The sequence below is a fragment of the Shewanella sp. 30m-14 genome, from assembly GCF_052977125.1.
Genome location: NZ_JBRILW010000006.1, coordinates 89,058 through 112,329, shown reverse-complemented (window position 1 = coordinate 112,329; position 23,272 = coordinate 89,058). Strand labels below are relative to the sequence as shown.

18 protein-coding genes are annotated in these 23,272 nt (G+C 44.1%); 2 read left to right on the top strand and 16 right to left on the bottom strand.

From position 1 onward, the window contains the following. Positions 1 to 107: 107 nt before the first annotated feature. Positions 108 to 1,115 (bottom strand): phosphoserine phosphatase SerB, encoded by a 1,008-nt coding sequence (serB, locus tag ACVBIU_RS06565; protein ID WP_447160101.1) that lies wholly within the window; start codon positions 1,113 to 1,115, stop codon positions 108 to 110. A 78-nt stretch (positions 1,116 to 1,193) separates the two neighbouring features. Here serB and ACVBIU_RS06560 point away from each other — a divergent pair, with 78 nt between their 5' ends. Further along, positions 1,194 to 2,495 (top strand): AhpA/YtjB family protein, encoded by a 1,302-nt coding sequence (locus ACVBIU_RS06560; RefSeq protein ID WP_447163341.1) that lies wholly within the window; start codon positions 1,194 to 1,196, stop codon positions 2,493 to 2,495. A 114-nt stretch (positions 2,496 to 2,609) separates the two neighbouring features. Here ACVBIU_RS06560 and deoD read toward each other — a convergent pair whose 3' ends face one another. From deoD to pnp, 11 genes are all read right to left on the bottom strand, one after another. Continuing rightward, entirely contained in the window at positions 2,610 to 3,320 is a 711-nt protein-coding gene (deoD, locus tag ACVBIU_RS06555) for a purine-nucleoside phosphorylase (protein WP_447160103.1), read from the bottom strand. A gap of 100 nt (positions 3,321 to 3,420) precedes the next feature. Continuing rightward, positions 3,421 to 4,641 (bottom strand): phosphopentomutase, encoded by a 1,221-nt coding sequence (locus ACVBIU_RS06550; RefSeq protein ID WP_447160104.1) that lies wholly within the window; start codon positions 4,639 to 4,641, stop codon positions 3,421 to 3,423. 13 nt (positions 4,642 to 4,654) lie between these two features. Beyond that, a complete protein-coding gene (deoA, locus tag ACVBIU_RS06545) occupies positions 4,655 to 5,986 on the bottom strand; it encodes a thymidine phosphorylase (protein WP_447160105.1) in 1,332 nt (443 codons plus the stop codon). A 162-nt stretch (positions 5,987 to 6,148) separates the two neighbouring features. Next, positions 6,149 to 6,922, bottom strand: a complete 774-nt coding sequence (gene deoC / locus ACVBIU_RS06540) for a deoxyribose-phosphate aldolase (RefSeq protein ID WP_447160106.1) — start codon at positions 6,920 to 6,922, stop codon at positions 6,149 to 6,151. A gap of 585 nt (positions 6,923 to 7,507) precedes the next feature. Then, positions 7,508 to 8,389: a nucleoside-specific channel-forming Tsx family protein gene (locus ACVBIU_RS06535; protein ID WP_447163340.1), complete on the bottom strand. Its 882-nt coding sequence runs from the start codon at positions 8,387 to 8,389 to the stop codon at positions 7,508 to 7,510. Between the two features lie 340 nt (positions 8,390 to 8,729). Continuing rightward, complete coding sequence (locus ACVBIU_RS06530; protein ID WP_447160108.1) at positions 8,730 to 9,989, bottom strand: NupC/NupG family nucleoside CNT transporter; 1,260 nt, start codon at positions 9,987 to 9,989, stop codon at positions 8,730 to 8,732. 179 nt (positions 9,990 to 10,168) lie between these two features. Continuing rightward, the gene (locus ACVBIU_RS06525) at positions 10,169 to 10,963 is read right to left on the bottom strand and encodes a TatD family hydrolase (RefSeq protein ID WP_447163339.1); all 795 of its coding nucleotides are present in this window, start codon (positions 10,961 to 10,963) and stop codon (positions 10,169 to 10,171) included. After that, complete coding sequence (locus ACVBIU_RS06520; RefSeq protein WP_447163338.1) at positions 10,960 to 11,295, bottom strand: hypothetical protein; 336 nt, start codon at positions 11,293 to 11,295, stop codon at positions 10,960 to 10,962. The genes ACVBIU_RS06525 and ACVBIU_RS06520 overlap by 4 nt, the downstream gene beginning before the upstream one ends. 155 nt (positions 11,296 to 11,450) lie before the next feature. Further along, positions 11,451 to 13,031, bottom strand: a complete 1,581-nt coding sequence (gene prfC, locus ACVBIU_RS06515) for a peptide chain release factor 3 (RefSeq protein ID WP_447160111.1) — start codon at positions 13,029 to 13,031, stop codon at positions 11,451 to 11,453. A gap of 159 nt (positions 13,032 to 13,190) precedes the next feature. Beyond that, positions 13,191 to 14,081, bottom strand: a complete 891-nt coding sequence (gene nlpI, locus ACVBIU_RS06510) for a lipoprotein NlpI (RefSeq protein WP_447160112.1) — start codon at positions 14,079 to 14,081, stop codon at positions 13,191 to 13,193. 169 nt (positions 14,082 to 14,250) lie between these two features. Continuing rightward, positions 14,251 to 16,356, bottom strand: a complete 2,106-nt coding sequence (gene pnp / locus ACVBIU_RS06505) for a polyribonucleotide nucleotidyltransferase (protein WP_447160113.1) — start codon at positions 16,354 to 16,356, stop codon at positions 14,251 to 14,253. A gap of 202 nt (positions 16,357 to 16,558) precedes the next feature. Here pnp and ACVBIU_RS06500 point away from each other — a divergent pair, with 202 nt between their 5' ends. Beyond that, positions 16,559 to 18,595: a putative bifunctional diguanylate cyclase/phosphodiesterase gene (locus ACVBIU_RS06500; RefSeq protein WP_447160114.1), complete on the top strand. Its 2,037-nt coding sequence runs from the start codon at positions 16,559 to 16,561 to the stop codon at positions 18,593 to 18,595. A 148-nt stretch (positions 18,596 to 18,743) separates the two neighbouring features. Here ACVBIU_RS06500 and rpsO read toward each other — a convergent pair whose 3' ends face one another. The 4 genes from rpsO to infB form a co-directional block, all read right to left on the bottom strand. Then, the gene (gene rpsO / locus ACVBIU_RS06495; protein WP_012156278.1) at positions 18,744 to 19,013 is read right to left on the bottom strand and encodes a 30S ribosomal protein S15; all 270 of its coding nucleotides are present in this window, start codon (positions 19,011 to 19,013) and stop codon (positions 18,744 to 18,746) included. Positions 19,014 to 19,134: 121 nt separating this feature from the next. Next, positions 19,135 to 20,082 (bottom strand): tRNA pseudouridine(55) synthase TruB, encoded by a 948-nt coding sequence (gene truB, locus ACVBIU_RS06490; protein ID WP_447163337.1) that lies wholly within the window; start codon positions 20,080 to 20,082, stop codon positions 19,135 to 19,137. Next, positions 20,082 to 20,510 (bottom strand): 30S ribosome-binding factor RbfA, encoded by a 429-nt coding sequence (rbfA, locus tag ACVBIU_RS06485; protein WP_447160116.1) that lies wholly within the window; start codon positions 20,508 to 20,510, stop codon positions 20,082 to 20,084. Before rbfA ends, truB begins: the two co-directional genes overlap by 1 nt. 60 nt (positions 20,511 to 20,570) lie before the next feature. Beyond that, positions 20,571 to 23,261 (bottom strand): translation initiation factor IF-2, encoded by a 2,691-nt coding sequence (infB, locus tag ACVBIU_RS06480; RefSeq protein WP_447163336.1) that lies wholly within the window; start codon positions 23,259 to 23,261, stop codon positions 20,571 to 20,573. Between the last annotated feature and the right edge of the window lie 11 nt (positions 23,262 to 23,272).

Here is a 23,272-nt window from a genome sequence, read left to right as displayed (position 1 = left end):
AATAGTCATGAGCTTTTTAGTTAAACCGGCCTATGTAACAGCAAAAGGTTGCAGCAAGAGAGTACAACATGCGTGTTCAGGCAAGAGTCGCAACAACACCGAAGAGATCACTTAAGCTGAAACAGATAAGGCAGCGTCTTTAAATCTAACTTATTAATCTTTGCATCTGCCACCTGAGCTAGCTTAGGCTTAGCATGATAGGCGATACCAAAGTCTGCAGCATGGATCATCGGAATATCATTGGCACCATCACCAATAGCGACTTTTTGCCCAGCCTCTATTTGCCATTGCTGTGCACAGTTAAGCACGGTATCGGCCTTAAACTGCGCATCGACAACTTGACCCGATACACTACCAAGCAACCTCCCCTTAGCAATATCTAGCTCATTGGCAAAAGCGGCATCGAGTGCCAACAGCTGCTTAAGGTGGTTAACAAATGGAGTAAAGCCTCCAGATGCGACCACCGTACGCCAACCATGACTTTTCAGCTCAGCAATCATCTCTTTAAGTCCAGGCATGAGTGGTAACCGGTCACACAAGGCTTCGATAATTTGCGCATCGGCATCGTTAAGTTTCGCCACTCGCGCCCTGAGGCTTTGCTCAAAATCAAGCTCGCCTTGCATAGCAAGCTCTGTCACTTCTGCAACTTCGGCGCCCACTCCAGCCATAACAGCCAGTTCATCGATGCACTCAATCTCTATCGCTGTGGAGTCCATATCCATCACCAGCAAGCCTGGTTGATTAATAACAGGAGCATTGGCAAATAACTCGAATAACTCAACACCAGATAGCGCATTGCAAGCAGCCTGTTGCGCTACAGTGAGTGAAGGTTCAAGACAAACCTCAATACAGGTCAAGTCGCAGTCTCGCTTGATTATTGCAAGGCTTAAATCAACACTTAATGAAGTCAGCCAGTTCTCAACAGCAATCAACTGCGCTTGCCATGCTTTATCGACCGCTTTTTGCGCTGAAAAAAATACCACTCGATAGCGTGAAAAGCTTAACGGGTACTCAGCTTCATTATGGCGAGAAAATCTTTGTTTCCCAGCAATTAAAGACGTGCTACTTTCGGTGTTTAACCAAGCAAAAACAGTAGATTGACTCGCATTTTTCATTAGTTATGACTCTCCAACTATCGAGTACAGACATAATCAATTATGATTAAGTGAGTACACAACAAATTAAGGGTTTCAGTGTTCTATTTAAAAGGCCTAAAAAAGAGCCATCGAATAAGTCGATTATTGCAGATCATGGTTGCTATCGCATTATTCATCGGTCTCGATCAGTTGTGGGAAACTAGCCTACTACAAGGGCAGCAGCTTCTAAAGTCCCAAACAGAAAAGATGGCAAGATTACTGGTGCAGCAAACCGCTTATGGCGCTGCACCGGCATTACAGTTAGAAAATGACGAGCAGCTGCAATGGCTTGCTCAAGCGCTTGTTTTAGATCCTAAAGTCATGTCTGCCAGCATCTTTAGTGAAGATGGCGTGAGACTCTCCTTTGCCCAAAGCGTTATCGATGAGGACTTAGAGCCAGAATCAACAGAGCTAACCAATGCATTAGCACAATACCCGCCTTATGTTGAGGCAGTCTCTCAAGATGGTAAAAACTTGGGTTATGTTGAGGTGCGCCTAGAACCTAGGTATTTCTTCAATGAAATAAAAGAGGCTCACCAAATCAACATGGAGCAGCAACAGATGATGCTGCTTATTGCTGGTTTGATTGGTATGTTGCTATCTCGTGCCCTGTCGTTTAAACGTGCCGATTTTGATAGACGTAAAGCCAGAGTGAAACTCAGGCAATTACTCACAAAGAAAAATGAGAAAGCCGCCGCGAAGGCTGCCAAGAAACAAGCTGCGGAAGATAAAAAGCGCGCAAAAAGCACTGAGACAACTGAAGTCACTTCCAGTATCGAGCCTAAGACCTGTGAAGCTAACTTAATAGAAATCAGTTCATCTACATCTGAGCAAGTAGGGAGTGGAAATGGAAATGAAACCGAAGTCGTAAAACACACGCCTAAAACAGAAACAGTAAAACCAAGCAATGCTAATGCTAATGCTCAAATCGAATCTGAGCCAAAGCGGCGCCCTGGATTTGAGTCGGAATTTGAGTCGGAATCAAGCTCAAAGTCAAGCTCAAAGTCAAAGTCACAATTAGCGCCAAAGCTAACGTTAGAGCCTGAGCCTTCAGCAACGTCAGCAACGTCAGCAACGTCAGCAACGTCAGCAACGTCAGCAACAATGCTAAAGCCAGTCTCGACACCAGTCCCAAAAAAGGCAGCTGCGACTAATACCAGCCAGTTAAAAAAGCAAAGTGCTGCAGAGGAAACCCCTGCGGTGAAACCTAGAGCCAAGCCAAAGACGAAGGTAAAACCTAAGGCTAAGGCAGAATCTAAGACTGCAGAAAAGCCTAAAGCGCCTGCAAAACCAAAGACTAAAGCTGAGCCAGTAACAGAGGCCGAAGCTAAGCCAAAACCAAAGCCGAAGAGTGAGTAACAATAACTCTAGCGCTTTTTAAAAGCACCAGTACTTGCCTGTAGACTGAAAACAAAAACGGACGCATAAGCGTCCGTTTTTCACACTGCAGTCAACGACTGCGAAGTTTAGCGATTACAGAGTAATAGCAGCTTCTAGTGTCATTTCGATCATTTCGTTGAAGGTTGATTGACGCTCATCAGAAGAGGTCTTTTCACCTGTACGGATATGATCAGATACAGTAACAACACACAAGGCTTTAGCACCGAATTCTTTCGCTACGCCGTATAGACCAGCAGCTTCCATTTCGACACCAAGAACGTCCATCTTTTCCATCACGTCAAACATTTCTGGATCTGGCGTGTAGAATAGGTCTGCTGAGAAAACGTTACCAACGCGGTACTTAGTACCTTTTGCATCAGCAGCTTTAACAACAGCAGCTAGTAGGCTGTAATCACAAATAGCTGCGAAATCTTGGCCTTTGAAACGTAAACGGTTAACTTGTGAGTCAGTACAAGCACCCATACCGATAATCACGTCACGTACTTTAACGTCAGTGCTGATCGCGCCACAAGTGCCAACGCGGATTAGGTTCTTAACGCCGTAGTCTTTAATCAATTCAGTTGCGTAGATTGAGCAAGAAGGAATACCCATGCCTGAGCCCATAACTGAAATACGAACGCCTTTGTAAGTACCAGTAAAGCCTAGCATGTTACGTACGTCAGTCACTTGCTCAACGTTTTCTAGAAACGTTTCAGCAATGTACTTAGCGCGTAATGGATCGCCTGGAAATAGCACTGTATCGCCAAATGCACCGTCTACTGCATTAATGTGTGGTGTAGCCATCAGAATAACCCCTATTTATATTTTTAGACCGTCGTAATCAACTTAAGTCTTGTTTACTAGCGGCCCAATCTGAGCCGCCAAATTTAAATTCCGTAACCGTTTATAAGCGAATAAATGATTCGCCATATTCCATTGGTTCGAGCTTAAAGTAGCTGGCAATGGATTGCCCCATATCAGCAAAGCTGTTTCGCAGCCCTAATGAACCAGGCTCAAGGCCTGCACCATAGGCTAAAACTGGTACACGTTCGCGAGTATGATCACTGCCTGGCCAAGTTGGATCACAACCGTGATCTGCCGTTAGCAGCAAGAAATCATCTTCATCGAGTAACGCTAAAATCTCAGGTAAGCGAGAGTCAAAATACTCAAGGCTACGTGCGTAACCCGCTACGTCGCGACGATGACCATAATGCGAATCAAAGTCTACGAAGTTAGTAAATACAATAGTATTTTCACCCGCTTGTTTAACTTGCTCTAATGTCGCATCAAACAAGGCTTCAAGACCTGTCGCTTTAACTTTTTTGGTAATACCGCAATGTGCATAAATATCAGCAATCTTACCTACGCTGACCACTTCGCCACCGGCTGCTTTAAGTTTATCAAGCACTGTGGGTGCAGGTGGCTCAACCGCGTAATCGCGGCGATTACCTGTGCGCTCGAAATCACTTGCGCAAGTTCCCACAAACGGACGCGCAATAACACGACCGATGTTGTAATCGCTAAGCTCTTCACGGGCAATGATACAAAGCTCATAAAGCTTCTCAAGACCAAAGCTCTCTTCGTGACATGCAATCTGGAAAACAGAGTCAGCCGAAGTATAGAAAATTGGCTTGCCGGTGCGCATATGCTCTTCGCCAAGCTCTTCTAAAATTATCGTACCTGAAGAGTGGCAGTTACCAAGAAACTCAGTTAGACCGGCTCTTGCAAGGATTCTATCAGTTAGCTCTTTTGGAAAAGAGTTCTGCTTATCGCCAAAGTAACCCCATTCATAAAGAACAGGTACGCCAGCCATTTCCCAGTGCCCACTTGGTGTATCTTTACCAGAACTTAACTCGTCAGCATGGCCATATGCCCCAATGATCTCTACATCATCACCAAAGCCAGCAGGAAACTCACCGGTGCTCTCTTTTGATGCATGACCAAGACCTAGTCGAGCTAGGTTAGGCAGTTTTAATGGGCCTTCACGACCATCATTTGCCTTACCTTCAGCACACGCTTTAGCGATATTGCCAAATGTGTTTGAACCCACATCACCAAAGGCATGCGCGTCGTGCGCTTCACCTATGCCGAATGAATCTAGCATCATGATTATAGTACGTTTCATAAACTGTGCTCCGTTACAGATCTGACTCGCGGATATAACGATAAATTTCCGGAGTTTTGTCTGGTTTGGTATCGCCAATATGAATCGCTTTTTTCACTGCAGCTTGTGCTTCAGCAAAGGCGTCTTCAGATTGAGCATGAATAAATGCAATAGGCTTATCAGCGTTAATCTCATCACCTAGTGCGCAAACTTTAGAAAGTCCGACGCTGTAATCGAGAGTATCCCCAGGTTTACGGCGACCACCGCCCAAGGTAACGACTGCAAGTCCAAGTTCTCGGGTATCCATTGCCGATGCAAAACCGGCTTTGTCTGCATACACTGGACGAATAATTTGAGAATCAGGTAGGTACTTGCTGTAGTTCTCAACAAAATCTGCTGGACCGCCTAAACCTGACACCATGCGACCAAAGATCTCTGCCGCTTTACCGTTATCCAGTACTGCGTTGAGTTTTACGCGCGCTTCAGCCTCAGTACTGGCGATCCCGCCTAGCACTAACATCTCAGCACATAGACCCATGGTCACTTCATACAGACGCGGGTTACGGTAAGCACCCGTCATAAAGTCGACCGCTTCTTTCACCTCTACAGCGTTACCGGCACATGAAGCCAGTACTTGGTTCATATCAGTTAGCAATGCAGTTGTCTTAGTGCCCGCTCCGTTTGCGACTGCGGTAATACTGCGTGCGAGCTCTTCAGAGGCTTCATAAGTCGGCATAAATGCGCCAGTACCGACTTTGACGTCCATCGCCAAAGCATCAAGACCTGCGGCAAGCTTTTTAGAAAGAATAGAAGCTGTGATTAAAGAGATAGACTCTACGGTCGCGGTATTATCACGAATAGAATAGAAACGCTTGTCAGCTGGAACGAGATCGCCTGTTTGACCAATAATGGCCACACCCGCTTCTTTTACAACTTTGCGGAACAGCGCACTATCAGGTTCGGTATTATAGCCAGGAATGGCATCGAATTTATCGAGCGTACCGCCTGTATGGCCTAGACCCCGGCCAGAAATCATCGGCACATAACCACCACAAGCAGCAGCCATTGGGCCTAACATCAAACTAATGACATCTCCCACACCACCGGTTGAGTGCTTATCAATAATTGGACCATTAAGGTCGAGCGATTTCCAGTCTAGTACTGTGCCAGAATCGCGCATCGCCGTAGTAAGCGCAATTCGTTCATCCATGTTCATGTCGTTGAAATAGACCGCCATGCCTAGGGCTGCGATCTGACCTTCTGAAACAGTATTGTTGGTGATACCGTTGACGAAGAATTGGATCTCTTCAGTCGAAAGAACTTCAGCATTACGTTTTTTACGAATAATTTCTTGAGCTAAAAACATGTACTACCTCCAAGAGTGTAACTGAGTTCCTAATAAATAGTGCTTTCAGTTAGCATTCCGCTAAAGGGAATCAAAAGTCGTAATATTGTTACATACTAACGAACTTTTGATACACCTAATTAGATTTAGATCACACTTAACAACAAGCTTAATCAGTAAAGATTAGTAACCTTGTGCACCTTGTGGTGCGTCACCTAGCTCGAGTGTATGAAGAAGGTTAGTCAACAGGCTTGAAGCGCCGAAACGGAATGTCGCAGGCGTCGCCCAGTCATCACCTAGAAGACGAGCCGCAACACCTAAAAACTCTGCAGCAGCTGCAGCATCTTTTACGCCGCCAGCTGGCTTAAAGCCAACTTTAGGGTTCTTTTCGCTGATCACTGTCATCATGATCTCAGCGGCTTCCAGTGTTGCGTTAACAGCAACTTTACCAGTAGATGTCTTGATAAAGTCAGCACCCGCATCGATTGATAGCTCAGATGCTTTACGGATAAGAGCTGGATCGGCTAATACGCCAGACTCGATGATAACTTTTAGAATTGCATCTTCACCACAAGCTTCTTTACAGGCTTTAACTAGCTCGAAACCGACCGTTTCGTTGCCAGCCATTAGTGCGCGGTATGGGAATACGACGTCAACTTCGTCTGCGCCGTAGGCAACTGCTGCGCGAGTCTCTAGTACTGCGATAGCGATATCGTCGTTACCGTGTGGGAAGTTAGTCACTGTTGCGATTTTAATATCGTCGCCATCAATTTCATTTAGGGTTTTACGCGCAATAGGAATAAAGCGAGGGTAAATACAGATAGCGGCAGTGTCGCCAGCAGGCGTCTTAGCTTTATGACAAAGGTCGATTACTTTTTGATCGGTATCGTCGTCATTAAGCGTTGTAAGGTCCATTAAACTAATGGCTTGTTGTGCTGCTTTTTTTAAGTCGCTCATAATAGCTCTCCGAGAAAGATTCAAATAATTAATTTAAAACAGAAAATTATCGCACGGCGATGCCTTGAACTGGCTTATTTTGATTATTGTTATGGGCCGGGCCTTCGGGCATTACCGAATTACATGTTAAGCATCATTTAACGCTTAACATCAAAATACTATTCAGGTATCCAACGTTGTAAACTCAATTGAGCGCAACCATCCTGACACTAGTGTCACGACTTGAATCCATGAAGACCGGGAAGGGAAATTGAAACTGCTTATTTCAGCCTTTCCGCGAAAAATCCATTTTAGCGCGTAGTAAATCTTTTAACTTTTATTATGACACCTCTCTTATACAACTTATTGTGTGAGAGAAGGACTTAATGCTTACCTAAACAAACTGACTTACCAGAGCCCATTAATAAGAGCTTAATAAATATAGCTGATGCTTAAGTAAAAATTAAGGCGTTTTTATTACCGTCTGCTGATTCTGTTACCCGATGTAGAAATAAAAATTAAAGATGTAGTTTGCGGTTGGTAGAAGTTAATTAGAGCCGCGAAATTCGCGGCTCTGACATATACTTAACCTGTTTTAAGCTTAGCTTAGAACTTGTAAGTAGCTGTGAAGTAATGTGCGAAACCAGTTGATTCTAGACCAACAAGACCGCCATCATCTTTCACTAGGTATACATCTTGGTATGCTTTTAGACCGTAACCAAGTGCATAGTTATCTGAGTGCCAGTGTAGACCAAAGTATGCAGCGCCACCACTAGAAGTAGTTGGCACATATAAATCATCAACAGAATCAGCGCCAAACTGGTAATCAACATAACCCTGGAAAGAAACAAATGAACCGTTATCGAAGTTCATTACTGGCTTGAACCAGTTCATAGAGAATTGGTAACCGTTCCAGTCTTTAGTGTTTAGATCATAAGCAGCATAAAGGTTCATGCCAGTCTTACCTAACCAAGGAACCATAACGTCAGCACCAAGACCCCAGAAAGACATGTTTACGTCGCCATCGATAGTAACATCAGGTTCACCTGCAACGTCGTTTGGACGAGTACCAGAGATTCCACCGCCACCCCAGTTAAATAGAGTTGAGAAGTAAACTTCTTGGATAGGACCAGCAGAAAGGTCCCAACCAGTCATGCCATCGATAGAGAAACGAGGAGCAAGCTTCATGAACATCTTGCTTGCGCCGTTATTCTTATCGCCGTAGTCACGATTCGTTACGTTGAACACGTCAACATAACCGTATAGATCAACGATACCAGCGCGGCCACCGAATTCCATCTCTAGGTAGTCGTGACCGTTGTCAGTAGAACCGTCACGTGGAAGCTCATTTTCTGCGTACATTGCATTGAACTGCATCCAGCTGTAATCGCCAGCGCGTAGATCTGTACGGTCAGCAGCGAAAGTAGGTGCAGCAAAAGTAGCGGCAACAGCAGTAGCAGCTAGTGCTAAAGTTTTAACGTTTTTCATCATCAACCCCATTTTTATTTATGGTTTGCCGCGCTTCTTTATTGAAGAGTCAGCGTTTCTTTTTTATGGCGCGCATTCTACTTTATTTACGTCAAACATCAACATGATTAATGTAAAAGTGCGAACACTAAGTTTTAACATTCGAACAACCTTGTGATTTTAAGGCCGAAAATGCTACCTAATCACTATTATTGTCTTATTTAAGTCGAAATAATCCCTAACCCTAGTTATTGATCATTTCAAAGAACACTTAGTTTGGAAAACGATTGATTTAATATAGCGCTAGCCAAAAGGTGGATAGCGCTTAGACTGGGCAATGAATGCCCAGCCTAATAGAGGCTTACAACGCTAAGAATAAACCAGCGAGTGTTGCGCTCATTAAGTTAGCTAGAGAACCTGCGATAACCGCACGGATACCAAGCTTAGCAAGATCATGGCGACGAGTCGGAGCCATTGAACCTAGACCACCAAGTAGAATCGCAATTGAAGATAGGTTAGCGAAACCACATAGAGCGAAAGAGATAATCGCTTTAGTACGGTCCGACATTGCTACACCAGTCTCAGCAACAACCATACCGCCATCAGCAAGATCTTTTAGGTATGGAGCAAAGTTTAGGTAAGCAACAAATTCGTTAATGACAATCTTCTGACCGATGAAAGAACCAGCAACAAGTGCTTCGTTCCAAGGTACACCGATAAGGAATGCTAGAGGCATGAAGATATAACCTAGAATTAATTCTAGTGTTAAGCCTTCCATACCGAACCATCCACCGATGCCACCGATAATACCGTTAACCATAGCAATCAAGCCAACGAATGCTAAAAGCATTGCACCAACGTTAAGTGCTAAATGCATACCAGATGAAGCACCTGCAGCCGCAGCGTCAAGAACGTTAGCTGGCTTATCAGGATCTTCTGGTAAATCGCTCATGTCGTTCTTTGCTTCTTCTGTTTCAGGGTGCATCAGCTTAGCCATTAATAGACCAGCAGGTGCTGCCATGAACGAAGCCGCAACTAGATACTCAATAGGTACACCCATCTGCGCGTAACCAGCCATTACTGAACCCGCAATAGATGCAAGACCACCCACCATTACGGCGAATAGTTCAGAGTTAGTCATAGTCGCGATAAACGGACGAACAACAAGTGGAGCTTCAGTTTGACCAACGAAGATGTTAGCAGTCGCAGACATAGACTCTGTACGACTTGTGCCCAATGCTTTTTGTAGCGCACCACCGATAATACGGATGATCCACTGCATAACGCCTAAGTAGTAAAGAACTGCGATTAAAGAAGAGAAGAAAACGATGATTGGTAGTACGTTAATGGCAAAAATAAAGCCAACTTTAAAGTTAGCTAAATCACCAAATAAGAAACCAATACCGCTTTGAGCGTATCCAATAACACTAGATACTGCATCTGACATTCCTTGCAAAATGTCTTTACCAACTGGAACGTACAAAACAAAACCACCGAAAGCGGCTTGAATTGCTAACGCACCAAAAACGGTACGCTTGTTAACTGCTTTTCTATTGTTTGATAACCCGAAAGCTATCGCTAGTAAGGTGACCACCCCTACTAAACTCATTAAAATATCCATTAACCATCACCCTATTGTTAATACTTTTTAATTATGTTGTTAACCAACCTTTTTTTACGACCCCGATTATACCCGACCACGTCGGTAAAAGCGTCGTATTGATCAAGTTTTTGAGGTTTTATTTCAATGATTTCGTTGGAATTTCCGGTGCGCGGAACATCTGTTTGAACAGAAAAAAATTAAAGGTCAAAGAGTTGCGTGACATTGAAAAACATCTGTTCGGAAATAAGAACGGCTGATTTATTTTGTAAATTTGCTATTTTTTTGATTATTTCAGGCAAAATTAGCGGGGTATTACGATTCGTTTGACTGCGTTTAGGGGCCATAGCAGGTGAATCGGTTTCTAAAACGAATGATTCTAGCGGTAACTTTGCTACTGTTTGTTGCAGCTTAGGTGCATTATCATTGAGCAACAAACCCCCAATGCCTAGCTTGTAACCTAAATTAACATATTGCATTGCTAGTTCGGGGCCACCATAGAAACCATGAATGACGCCCGTTTTCACTAAGCTCTCGCTTCTAAGGCACTTAATCACTTCTTCATGTGCTCTTACCGCATGCATAATGAGAGGCAACTCAAATTCTTTTGCTAAGCTGATTTGAGCTTTAAACACCATCATTTGTGTTGCGAAATTACTTTTATGTAACTTATCTAGGCCACATTCACCGATTGCAACTAATCTAGGGTCATCTCTATAGTAAGTAAGTAAAGCACGTAACTTTTGAATGTCATTATCTGTTGTACTTTCGCAATACCAAGGATGGATCCCTAAACTAAAAAAACAGTTATATTGCTTAGCCACTTCGATTTGCCGTCCCCATCGCTCAGGAGAGACACCAGGGATAACAACCGTCTTAATACCTGCAGCTTGCATATCATCAAATAGCGAGCCCCTATCGCAATCAAACTCTGGAAAGTCGATATGGGCATGACTATCAATAATAGGCTGTACGTAAACACCCGCATTAGTCATCGCTTGAGCTCGCTTACGTTATCTGCTGACTGCTGATAAACGCCATGAAGCTGTTGCTTATCATGTTCAGTTTTAGACTCTGACTGCACTGTGGATAATTGAGCTGGAGTTAACTGCGCTGGGGGTAATGCTACTTGTTTTAAAGGTTTCCCATTGACCACTACTTTTGCTTCTACTTTAGCTGAACCGCAACTTTTTGAGACCGGCTTTGTTGTTCGCTGAAGCTCTGGTTCTGATAGCAGTGGTGCACAACAACGGCGATTTTCAAGCGTTAAGCCCATCCGATCACACCATTGAATGTATTTATGCCATAACCGTCTTATATATCGCATACACCCTCCTCAAAACGCTGATAGAGTCAATCACAAGCTGATAACTATTACACAATTAGTATACATAGCATAAGAGCCACTGAGCTTAAAAACAAAACCCCAAGCTAGGCTTGGGGTTAAAAATAACAGCTTAATATAAAAAGCGCGTATGACTGTTAGTTTTCGCGTGTCTTAGCGAACTCAATATCAGGATAACGTTCCATCGACAGATTAAGATTAACCATAGTCGGTGCAATGTAAGTCAAGTTATCACCACCATCCAACGCTAAGTTCATGCTGCACTTACGTTTGAATTCATCAAGCTTCTTGTGATCATCACAATAGACCCAACGAGCGGTAGCCACACTGATAGCCTCGTAAATAGCTTCTACTTTATACTCAGTCTTTAAACGACCGACAACAACTTCAAACTGAAGCACACCCACGGCGCCTACGATCAAGTCATTACTGTCCAGTGGTCTAAATACCTGTACGGCGCCCTCTTCTGAAAGCTGGACCAGTCCTTTAAGCAATTGCTTTTGCTTCAGAGGGTCACGTAAACGTATGCGTCTAAACATTTCTGGTGCAAAGTTTGGTACACCAGTAAAGCGAAGCTTCTCACCTTGGGTAAAAGTATCACCAATTCGAATCGTACCATGGTTATGTAAGCCGATAATATCACCAGGATATGCAGCCTCAGCACGGTTACGATCGCCGGCCATAAAGGTCAACGCGTCGCTCACGTTTACGTCTTTACCTAGACGTACGTGATGCATCTTCATGCCCTGCTCATAACGACCTGAACAAATTCGCATAAAGGCCACACGGTCACGATGCTTAGGATCCATGTTTGCCTGGATCTTAAACACGAAACCACTGAACTTTTCTTCATCAGGCAGCACGTCGCGCACTTCTGTTTCGCGGGGCTGAGGTGTTGGAGCCCACTCAACGATACCGTCAAGAATATGGTCAACACCGAAGTTGCCTAACGCTGTACCGAAGTAAACAGGTGTCAATTCGCCTTTTAAGAATAGTTCGTGGTCAAATTCATGTGAAGCGCCAACAACCAATTCCATCTCATCGCGAATTTCAGCGGCATAGCTACCAATCGCTTCATCAAGCTCTGGGTTATCCAAACCTTTAATGATACGAGAATCTTGAATGGTATGACCCATACCACCTTTGTACAAGATCACTTCATCGCGCAATAGGTGATAAACACCTTTGAACTCTTTACCTGCACCGATTGGCCAAGTGATAGGGGCACACTTAATGTTCAGCACCTCTTCCACTTCATCCATCAATTCGATTGGATCGCGAATATCACGGTCAAGTTTGTTCATGAAGGTCACAATAGGCGTATCACGTAGGCGTGTAACTTCCATTAGCTTAATAGTACGTTGCTCTACACCTTTAGCAGAGTCAATCACCATCAGACATGAGTCAACCGCCGTTAATGTACGGTAGGTATCTTCAGAGAAGTCTTCGTGACCAGGCGTATCTAGCAGGTTCACCAGCGCATCGTGATAAGGAAACTGCATTACAGAAGTCGTAATTGAGATCCCGCGATCTTTTTCCATCTCCATCCAGTCAGACTTAGCGTGCTGACCTGATTTCTTGCCCTTTACGGTACCCGCTTTTTGTAACGCGTTGCCGAATAAAAGAACCTTTTCAGTAATGGTGGTTTTACCCGCATCTGGGTGAGAGATGATGGCGAAAGTGCGACGTTTGTCGACCTCAACTTTATTGCCTGACATGTTTACCTGTAATTCTGGGAGTTCACAAAGGCCGCAATTATAGCCGTTCACCTATATTTTGGCTACCAAACTAGAGCGTAAAATCAGTATGGGGAGGATTTGTAAATGACGGCCTATAAAAAAGCCTCCATCAGGAGGCTTATTTATAGGCAGCCCGCGCTAATTTGCCGCAGGCTGCAATATTTGGTTTATTCTGGCAAGCTCGAGTCGAGCGTACCTATGCTCAACAAAATCATAGATATTAGTGGCTAATGCTAATCTGAAATAGTTCGCGGCTTCGACGTTTTCGCCACGTTTTTGCGCTATTTTCGCCATATAAAAATACGCTTCACAAAGGCGCTCAGCATATTCATTCGGGTGTTTTAATCCCTCTTTTGCCAGGCTAAAGATCTGCTCTTTACTCTTTTGCCCTAAATAATAATCCACCAAGGCAGTTGACCAAGCATTAGCTTGCAGCTTAGTGCGATTATTCGCTAATTGCGTTTGAGCAGCCAGTTCATCCACTTCACGTTCGGCTAAGTATAACCACAACACTCGATAACCATCTGATGGATCACGAGCATAAAAGTCGTTCATATCAGAGACAGCAAGTTCCATCCTTTCGCCATAATAAAGTGAAATCCCTCTATTAAGGTAAGCATAGTCATAACCTGGTGACAGCTCTAAAACAGCGTCAAATGCTTCATAAGCGCTTTCAAATTCACTTTCTTGAGTGTAATAAATACCAAGGAAGTTATAGGCATCTGCGAGATTAGGTTGAAGTTTTAGCGCTTGATGAAAATCAATGCGGCTTAGTATACGCAGGCCCACGCGGTCATAGATAACACCACGGTCATAATGAAATCGTGCGCGTTGTTCAGGCGTTAGCTCAACAGATGCCAAAATCTCATTCAATTTTGCTAAGGTGATTTCTAATTTATAATCAGGAGAAACCGGCGCGACTTTAATCGAAGCTTGTTGTTCGCTTTCGGAAGTTGATACACATCCTGTTAGCAGCATACTCACGCTTGCCATAGCCACGACCACGGCAGTTCGCATCTTTTGATTCATCCATTTAACCTTTTGAGTTCACCAATAGCTCCAATCATAGCAACCCCTATTCACTACTGCTATCAAGGATTTGAAAATATTCCAATTAGTGTTGCTTATTTCATCAAGATATTTTTTACAGGCACAAAAAAGGAGGCCATAGGCCTCCTTTTATTTAAAGTGCTAGTGCTTACTCAGCAGCTGGCGCTTCAGCTTTAGGTGCAGCTTCTTTCATAGAAAGACGTACACGGCCTTGGCGGTCAACTTCCATCACTTTAACTTTAACGTCTTGACCTACTTCTAGGTAGTCTGACACATTCGCAACACGCTCTTCAGCGATTTGTGAAATATGAACTAGACCATCTTTACCAGGAAGAATCGTTACGAAAGCACCGAAGTCTACGATACGAACAACTTTACCGTTGTAAACTGTACCCACTTCAACTTCTGCAGTGATCTCTTCAATACGACGGATAGCTTCTTTAGTCGCATCACCGTTTGAAGAAGCAATTTTCACTGTACCATCGTCATCAAGTTCGATTGTAGTACCGGTTTCTTCAGTAAGTGCACGAATTGTCGCACCACCTTTACCAATAACATCACGAATTTTCTCTGGATTGATCTTGATTGTTGTAATACGTGGAGCATGCTCAGAAATATCACCACGGTGACCTGAGATAGCTTGGTCCATTACGTTTAGGATATGAACACGTGCGCCGTATGCTTGCTGTAGAGCAATCTGCATGATCTCTTTAGTGATACCTTCGATCTTGATATCCATCTGCAGCGCAGTAATACCGTCGCGAGTACCAGCAACTTTAAAGTCCATGTCACCTAAGTGATCTTCATCGCCTAGGATGTCAGAAAGAACAACGAAATCGTCGCCTTCTTTAACTAGACCCATTGCGATACCCGCAACAGAAGTCTTGATTGGAACACCTGCATCCATAAGAGCAAGAGACGTACCACAAACTGAAGCCATAGAGCTTGAACCGTTAGATTCAGTGATTTCAGATACAACGCGAACGCTGTATGGGAACTCTTCAGCTGTAGGCATAACAGCGTTAATACCACGCCATGCTAGCTTACCGTGACCAATTTCACGACGCTTTGGAGAACCAACCATGCCTGTTTCACCAACAGAGTATGGAGGGAAGTTGTAGTGAAGCATAAAGCGGTTAGTGTACTCGCCCATGATGCTATCAATCTTCTGTGCATCACGTTCTGTACCAAGAGTACAAGTTACTAGCGCTTGAGTTTCACCACGAGTGAATAGTGAGCTACCGTGAGTACGTGGAAGAACACCAGCCATCACGTTAAGTGCACGAACCATATCTGGTTCACGACCATCGATACGTGGGTTACCCGCGATAATACGGCTACGAACCACTTTCTTCTCTAGGCTAGCTAGAAGACCGTCGATTTCACGTGTATTAGCATCTGGATTTTCAGCCAACAATGCTTCTTTAGTTGCTGTTTTAACAACACCTACTTGAGCGTAACGATCTTGCTTAACTTCAATCTGGTAAGCTTCAGTTAAACCTGCTTCAGCCAAACCTTTGATCTTAGCAACAAGCTCTTGGTCTTGAACTGGTGCAGCCCATTCCCATACAGGCTTGTTCACTTCAGCTTGTAGCTCTTTGATAGCTTTGATAACAACTTGCTGCTGGTCGTGACCATAAACAACCGCACCTAACATGACTTCTTCAGGCAATGCGCTTGCTTCAGACTCAACCATCAATACTGCACTTTCAGTACCGGCAACAGATAGCTCAAGCTGGCTGTCAACTAACTGAGATACAGTTGGGTTTAAGATGTATTCGCCGTTTACATAACCAACACGAGCTGAACCTAGTGGACCGTTAAATGGAATACCAGAGATAGACAGTGCTGCAGAAGTACCAATCATAGAGATAACTTCTGGGCTGATTTCTGGATCAACTGAAACAACAGTAATGATAACCTGAACTTCGTTTTTAAAGCCGTTCGGGAATAGTGGGCGGATTGGACGGTCAATTAGACGTGCAGTCAGCGTTTCACCTTCAGATGGACGACCTTCACGCTTAAAGAATCCACCAGGGATCTTACCGGCTGCGTATGTTTTTTCCTGGTAATTAACGGTTAGCGGGAAAAAGTCACGGCCTGGCTCTTCAAACTTCTTGCCAACAACAGTTACTAAAACTGTTGTATCACCCATACTTGCCAAAACAGCTGCATCTGCTTGACGCGCGATAACCCCAGTCTCTAATGTGACTGTGTGCTGACCATATTCAAAACTCTTTACGATTGGATTCACGTGAACCATTCCTTAATATTTAATTACCTTAATTACGCGCGTAAGTATACTGCAAGTTTATTCAATAGATAAAGAGAATAGATTGATGACAAAGCGGAATCTTTTCTCTAAAGTGGTTTCATTCGGTAAAAAACATGTACAACGTAAACATAAAGCAATCAACACTACAAAAATAAGTCATTGATATAAAGGACAAGAGTTGATGGAGCAGCGCTTTAAATCCCTCACGTGGAAACAGACTATTTTGGTCGTATCTGCAACGCTATTTTTTGCCGTTGCCATCTTTCTTATTGAGATTTCTCTGCTCGTTATTAACGCCCGCCATGAGTTAACCGATACCCAGCGCGAACTACTGGATTCCGTCGAACAACCTGCAACAAATGCAGTCTGGGCGTTAGATGATGTACTTGCCGTGCAAACAATACAAGGGATCTTAAAAGTTGAGCATGTAAGCTCTGCAATAATGGATTTAGAAGACGGTAGTCGGTTCGTGTCAGTCAGTAACGGTCCCGGAGCGGCTAATGCTGAAGTGTATAGCGAAATTAGCGCTGCGCTTTTTGGTGATTTCAAACAGCTATCCCGCTCGCTGTATCGACCATTTTATGTTGACAGTAATGGTAACGAAGAACTGATTGGTACCTTAACGGTCTTTTATGACACCCAAGAGCTCACCAGTTCATTAATATCAACTTTGCGCTTCAGCCTTTGGGCTACCTTAGCGAGAGCATTTTTGCTCACACTGGTATTGTCGGTATTATTTCACCGATTTTTAACCCAACCTATTGCTCGCATCAGTGAGTCTATCGACAACATAGACCCGGAGTCTCCTGCGAGAAACCTACTCCCCATAGACAGTGCTCACTGTAATGATGAACTCGGGCTCGTCACCTCTAAGCTAAATCAAATTTTGGTTCAATTTGATAATACTCAAAATAAATTACGCAAAATGGCAACCCGAGATCCCTTAACGGGCTTGCCGAACCGCACTTTGCTTTTAGAAACCATCGCGGTAACCATTGGGCGAGCAAAAAAACAGCAATGTCAATTCGTACTGCTATTTATTGACTTAGACCGATTCAAAAATGTAAATGACTCCTTAGGCCATGAGATTGGCGATCAGTTTTTGATCCGTGTAGCCCGTACCTTAGAGCTTGCTGTTGGCCAAATGGGCACTGTTGCTAGATTAGGGGGCGATGAGTTTGTGGTACTCGCGGATGGTTTAGAGTCACCAAGCCAAGCGGCTGAGTTTGTCGATAAGCTGCTAATACAACTGAATAACCCTATGCAACTCAATGAGCATACGGTGCACCCGGCGGCCTCGGTAGGTATCGCCATCTACCCAGACGATGGCCTGCGGGCAGAAGATCTAATTCGCCATGCAGATATCGCCATGTACAGTGCAAAAGCTGCAGGGTCGAACCAGTGGGCTTTCTTTAAATCCCAAATGACCGAAAGAGCAGCCGTTCGCTTAAGAACCGAAGCATCCTTACATGACGCACTAAAAAACAATGAATTCTTACTCCATTTTCAGCCTAAACTCGATATAAAAACCGGAGAGGTTATTGGCTGTGAAGCACTGATCCGCTGGCAAAAAGATGGACGTTTAATCAGTCCAATATCTTTCATTCCTGTGGCTGAAGAGACTGGTATCATTATACCTATCGGGCGCTGGGTAATTGAGCAAACCTGTAAGACGATTAGAGATTGGCAAATGCGTTATAATTTCTCACTACCTATTGCAATTAATGTCGCTCCTCAGCAGTTTCTAGACGCCAGTATTGTGCCCGATATTAAGCAAGCGACACTACGCTATCAAATCGCTCCAGAGCTGTTAGAGATTGAGATAACTGAGACCTCTCTAATGAGTGATATCGAGTCGTCCATTATCAAACTTAGAGAGCTAAAGAGTGCGGGGTTTGGGATTGCGGTTGATGATTTTGGTACCGGGTATTCTTCGTTGTCGTACCTTCGTCGCCTGCCCATTACCACCATGAAAATTGATCGTTGTTTTGTGTCCGATCTACCAGAGGAAAGTGCTATCGCGTCAACCATCTTGATGCTCGGTAAGCAGCTTGACTTAAACATTGTGGCTGAGGGAATTGAAAGTGAGCAACAACTAGCCTGGTTGCAGGAGCGTGGCTGCCAAATAGGCCAAGGGTTTTACTTTAGTAAGCCTTTGCCAATAGAAGAGTTTGAAGAAAAATACATTGCAACCAATCGAACTTCACTTATCAGCTAAAACGTTCAGGATTAAAACCAACAGGTATATCTTCAGCTAAAGCACCCTGCATACCAACAGCTATAAACTGGCGAATGGCGGCTTATAGCCGAAAGTCAGGCACAAAAAAAGGAGGCTTGGCCTCCTTTTAATAGATCAGACGTTAAAATTAACGACGTAGACCTAACTTCTTGATTAGCTCTTGGTAGCGAACGTTTTCAGTACGCTTAAGGTATGCAAGAAGCTTACGACGTGTGCTAACCATACGTAGTAGACCACGACGTGAATGGTGATCGTGGATGTGCTCTTTGAAGTGACCTTGTAGGTGGTTGATCTGCGCAGTTAGCAGAGCAACTTGAACTTCAGAAGAACCAGTATCATTTTCACAACGACCAAATTCAGCTAGGATTTGAGCTTTAGCTTCAACACTTAGTGACATTTCTATCTCCAAAATATTACATTAAAAAATCTTTAGCCGATCACTAACTCAGCCAAAGGGGCGCGCCATTCTACCCATTTAGACTTTGGGTAGCAAGATTAATCTAGGAATAAGTCCTCAATTAATCTTGTTGCTCTCGTAGTACGATAAGTCTCTTAGGAGCAAGCTGTCCATCATCGTTCATTTGTCCGATACCAACAAACTGACGAGATTCGCCGATAGTGATACGAACTAACTCATCAACCGGTAAGTTGGCCACCTGTACAGGGTTACCGTTCATCAAGTAAGTAGCAAGTTCGTCAGAGACGTTTATCTCTTTGAAACCACTTACCGCGGTATCCATAGGTAACAAGAGTGGATCGAGCACTTCAGACAGTGATAAAGACTCATCTTCAGCTTTCGTCACAAGTTCTTCAAGCTGTTTAAGCGACACCATCTTATCGTATGGGTAACCGGCAACTTGTGTGCGACGTAGCATGATAACGTGAGCACCACAGCCTAGCATCTCGCCCAAATCGTCAGTGATTGTACGGATGTAAGTGCCTTTAGAGCAATGGATATCCAAGGTCAATTCATCACCTTCAAGGCTGATAAAATTTAACTCAAACACATTGATAGGGCGTGCTTCACGGGGGACTTCAATTCCCTCGCGAGCGTACTTATACAAAGGCTGACCTTGGTACTTGAGCGCCGAGAACATAGACGGGACTTGCATCGTCTCACCGCGAAAATAATCCAGTGCTGTATCAAGCTGTTCTTGAGTGAAGTTAACTTCTCTTGTTTGAACAACTTCACCATCAGAGTCGCTGGTATCGGTACGTTGCCCAAGCTTTGCAGTCACTAAGTAACGTTTATCCGCATCAAGTAGGTGCTGCGAAAACTTCGTCGCTTCACCTAAGCAAATAGGTAACATGCCCGTTGCTAGCGGATCAAGAGCACCGGTATGGCCAGCTTTATTTGCATTAAAAAAGCGTTTCACTCTTTGTAATGCAAAGTTAGAACTCATACCAGTATCTTTATCTAACAGTACAATACCGTCGATAAAACGACCGCGAGAACGACGTGCCATTACTTATCGCCCTCTTCCTTTGTATCATCTTTCGCAGCATCAGGTTCAATACCGTGTTGCTTCTGCTTTGCTTCGTCATTGCTGATAACGCGGCTAACTAAGTTAGACATGCGCATACCTTCAACAAGCGAGCTGTCGTAGATAAAGCGAAGTTCAGGCATAACGCGTAACTTCATACGGCCGGCAACCAATGAACGGATGTAGCCTGCAGCTGCATCTAACGCTTCAACTTTCTCTTGAACAAGCTTTTCGTCTTCTTCAAAGAAAGTGACATAGACTTTTGCATAGCTTAAATCGCGAGAAACATCGACATCATTAACCGTCACAAACCCGATTCGTGGGTCTTTCATATCACGTTGTAGCACTTGTGCTAGCTCCTGTTGAAGCTGCTGTGCAATACGACGTGTACGACTAAATTCTTTTGCCATAATATATTTGCCATAAATATTAAGGGCGGCTAACGCCGCCCTTATAAGTAACTAGTTGAATTACAAGGTACGTGCAATTTCTACCGTTTCGAAGACTTCAATCTGATCGCCAACTCTGACGTCATTATAGTTCTTCACACCGATACCACATTCCATACCGTTACGAACATCGCTAACATCGTCTTTAAAGCGACGAAGTGATTCAAGCTCACCTTCGTAGATAACAATGTTGTCACGAAGAACGCGGATTGGAGCGCTACGCTTAATAGTACCTTCGGTCACCATACAACCGGCGATCGCGCCAATCTTAGGAGACTTAAATACATCACGAACTTCAGCAAGACCAATGATCTCTTGCTTAAATTCAGGAGCAAGCAGGCCACTCATTGCGTCTCTAACTTCATCAATCAATTGATAGATGATGCTGTAATAACGTAGGTCAACACTTTCGCTATCAACAACTTTACGCGCCTGTGCATCAGCACGAACGTTAAAGCCGACCATAATTGCATTAGATGCTGCAGCAAGAGTTGCATCAGTTTCAGTTAATCCACCCACACCACGTGCGATGATGTTAACTTTAACTTCGCCAGTTGAAAGCGCATTTAATGAATCACAAATAGCTTCAAGTGAACCTTGAACATCAGCCTTAAGCACGATATTCAACTCTTCGACTTCGCCTTCAGTCATGTTAGCAAACATGTTTTCAAGCTTAGACTTCTGCTGGCGAGCCAACTTAACATCACGGAACTTGCCTTGACGATATAGTGCAACTTCACGTGCTTTACGCTCATCACGTACTACCGTCGCTTCATCACCAGCCGATGGCACACCTGAAAGACCTAAGATCTCTACAGGAATAGATGGGCCAGCTTCAGTAATTGCTTTACCATTCTCATCTCTCATCGCACGGACTTTACCGTACTCAAGACCACATAGAACGATATCGCCCTGCTTCAATGTACCTTCTTGTACAAGAACTGTTGCAACTGGACCACGGCCTTTATCAAGCTTAGATTCAACAACAACACCAGCAGCCATACCTTCACGAACAGCTTTAAGTTCAAGTACTTCAGCTTCTAGAAGAATACCTTCTAATAGCTCATCGATACCATCGCCAGTCTTAGCAGAAACATTAACAAACATGTTGTTTCCGCCCCAATCTTCAGACATAACGCCATGCTGTGAAAGCTCAGACTTAACACGATCAGGATCTGCTTCAGGCTTATCCATCTTGTTAACTGCAACGATTAGCGGAACGCCACCGGCTTTAGCATGTTGAATCGCTTCGATTGTTTGAGGCATAACACCGTCATCAGCCGCAACCACTAGGATTACGATATCGGTAGCCTTAGCACCACGAGCACGCATAGCGGTAAACGCAGCGTGACCAGGAGTATCTAAGAAAGTGATCATGCCATTTTCAGTTTCAACGTGGTACGCACCGATGTGCTGAGTAATACCACCTGCTTCGCCTGAAGCAACTTTCGCGCGGCGAATGTAATCAAGTAGCGATGTCTTACCATGGTCAACGTGACCCATGATAGTGACTACTGGAGCACGAGATTCAGCTAATATATCGCCGTTACGATCAGCAAGTACTTGGTGCTCTAGTTCGTTTTCACGAGTAAGCACAACTTTATGACCCATTTCTTCAGCAACTAACTGCGCAGTTTCTTGATCTAGGACTTGGTTAATTGTAACCATAGAGCCCATTTTCATCATCTGCTTGATAATTTCAGTAGCTTTGATTGACATCTTAGAAGCCAATTCAGAAACTGAAACCGTTTCACCGATGCTGACATCAGCTTTAACCACTGCAGCAGGCTTAGTGAACGCGTGATCCATTGACTCTGGCGCAACGCTACGATTGTTGCTACGTGAATTACGTGAGTTACGGTTATCACGACGATTGTCTTTACCGCGCTTACCTTTACCTGTTGGCTTACCCGCACCAGCGTTAGCATTCGCGTTAGGGTTATTACCCGCATTAGCAGAAGGCTTGCGTGGACGACGACCGCGCTTTTCAGCGTTCGCATCAGCTGTATCTTCAGCAGCACGTGCCTCAGTAGAGGTCGTCACGTGGTGATCAACTGACTTTTCAGCTTCTTTACGGGCTTTTTCTTCTTCAGCCCAACGCTTTTCGTTTTCTTCCGCTAAACGACGAGCAACTTCTGCAGCTGCTGCAACTTCTTCATCAGCTTTTGCTTTCGCAACTGCGTCTTGAGCGGCTAACAATTTTGCTTCTTCTGCTTTAGCTGCTTTATCTTCAGCACTTTCTTGAACTGGTTTTTCTGTTAACACTTTTGCTTTCGCCTTAGCTTCGGCATCAGCCTTAGCTTTTGCCTTTGCTTCTGCATCCGCTTTAGCTTTTGCTTCCGCGGCAGCCTTAGCTTCTTCAGCAACTTTAGCTTCTTCTGCTTTAGCCGCAGCAGCTAGTTCTGCTTCTGCCGCTTCGTCACGTTTTACGAACGTACGCTTTTTACGCACTTCGACTTTAACGTCTTTAGACTGTCCGCCACTACCAGCAACACTAAGTGTTGAAACTGATTTGCGTTGTAATGTCATTTTCGTTGGGGCTGCATCGCCACCATGTTGCTTCTTAAGGAAATCAAGCAACTGCTGTTTTTCAGTTTCAGAAACCGTATCACTCGCCGACTTCTTAATACCAGCCTGAGAAAACTGCTCGACTAAACGATCAGTGCTTTTCCCAACTTCCTGGGCTAGCTTGTCTACTGTAGTATCTGCCATATATTAAAACT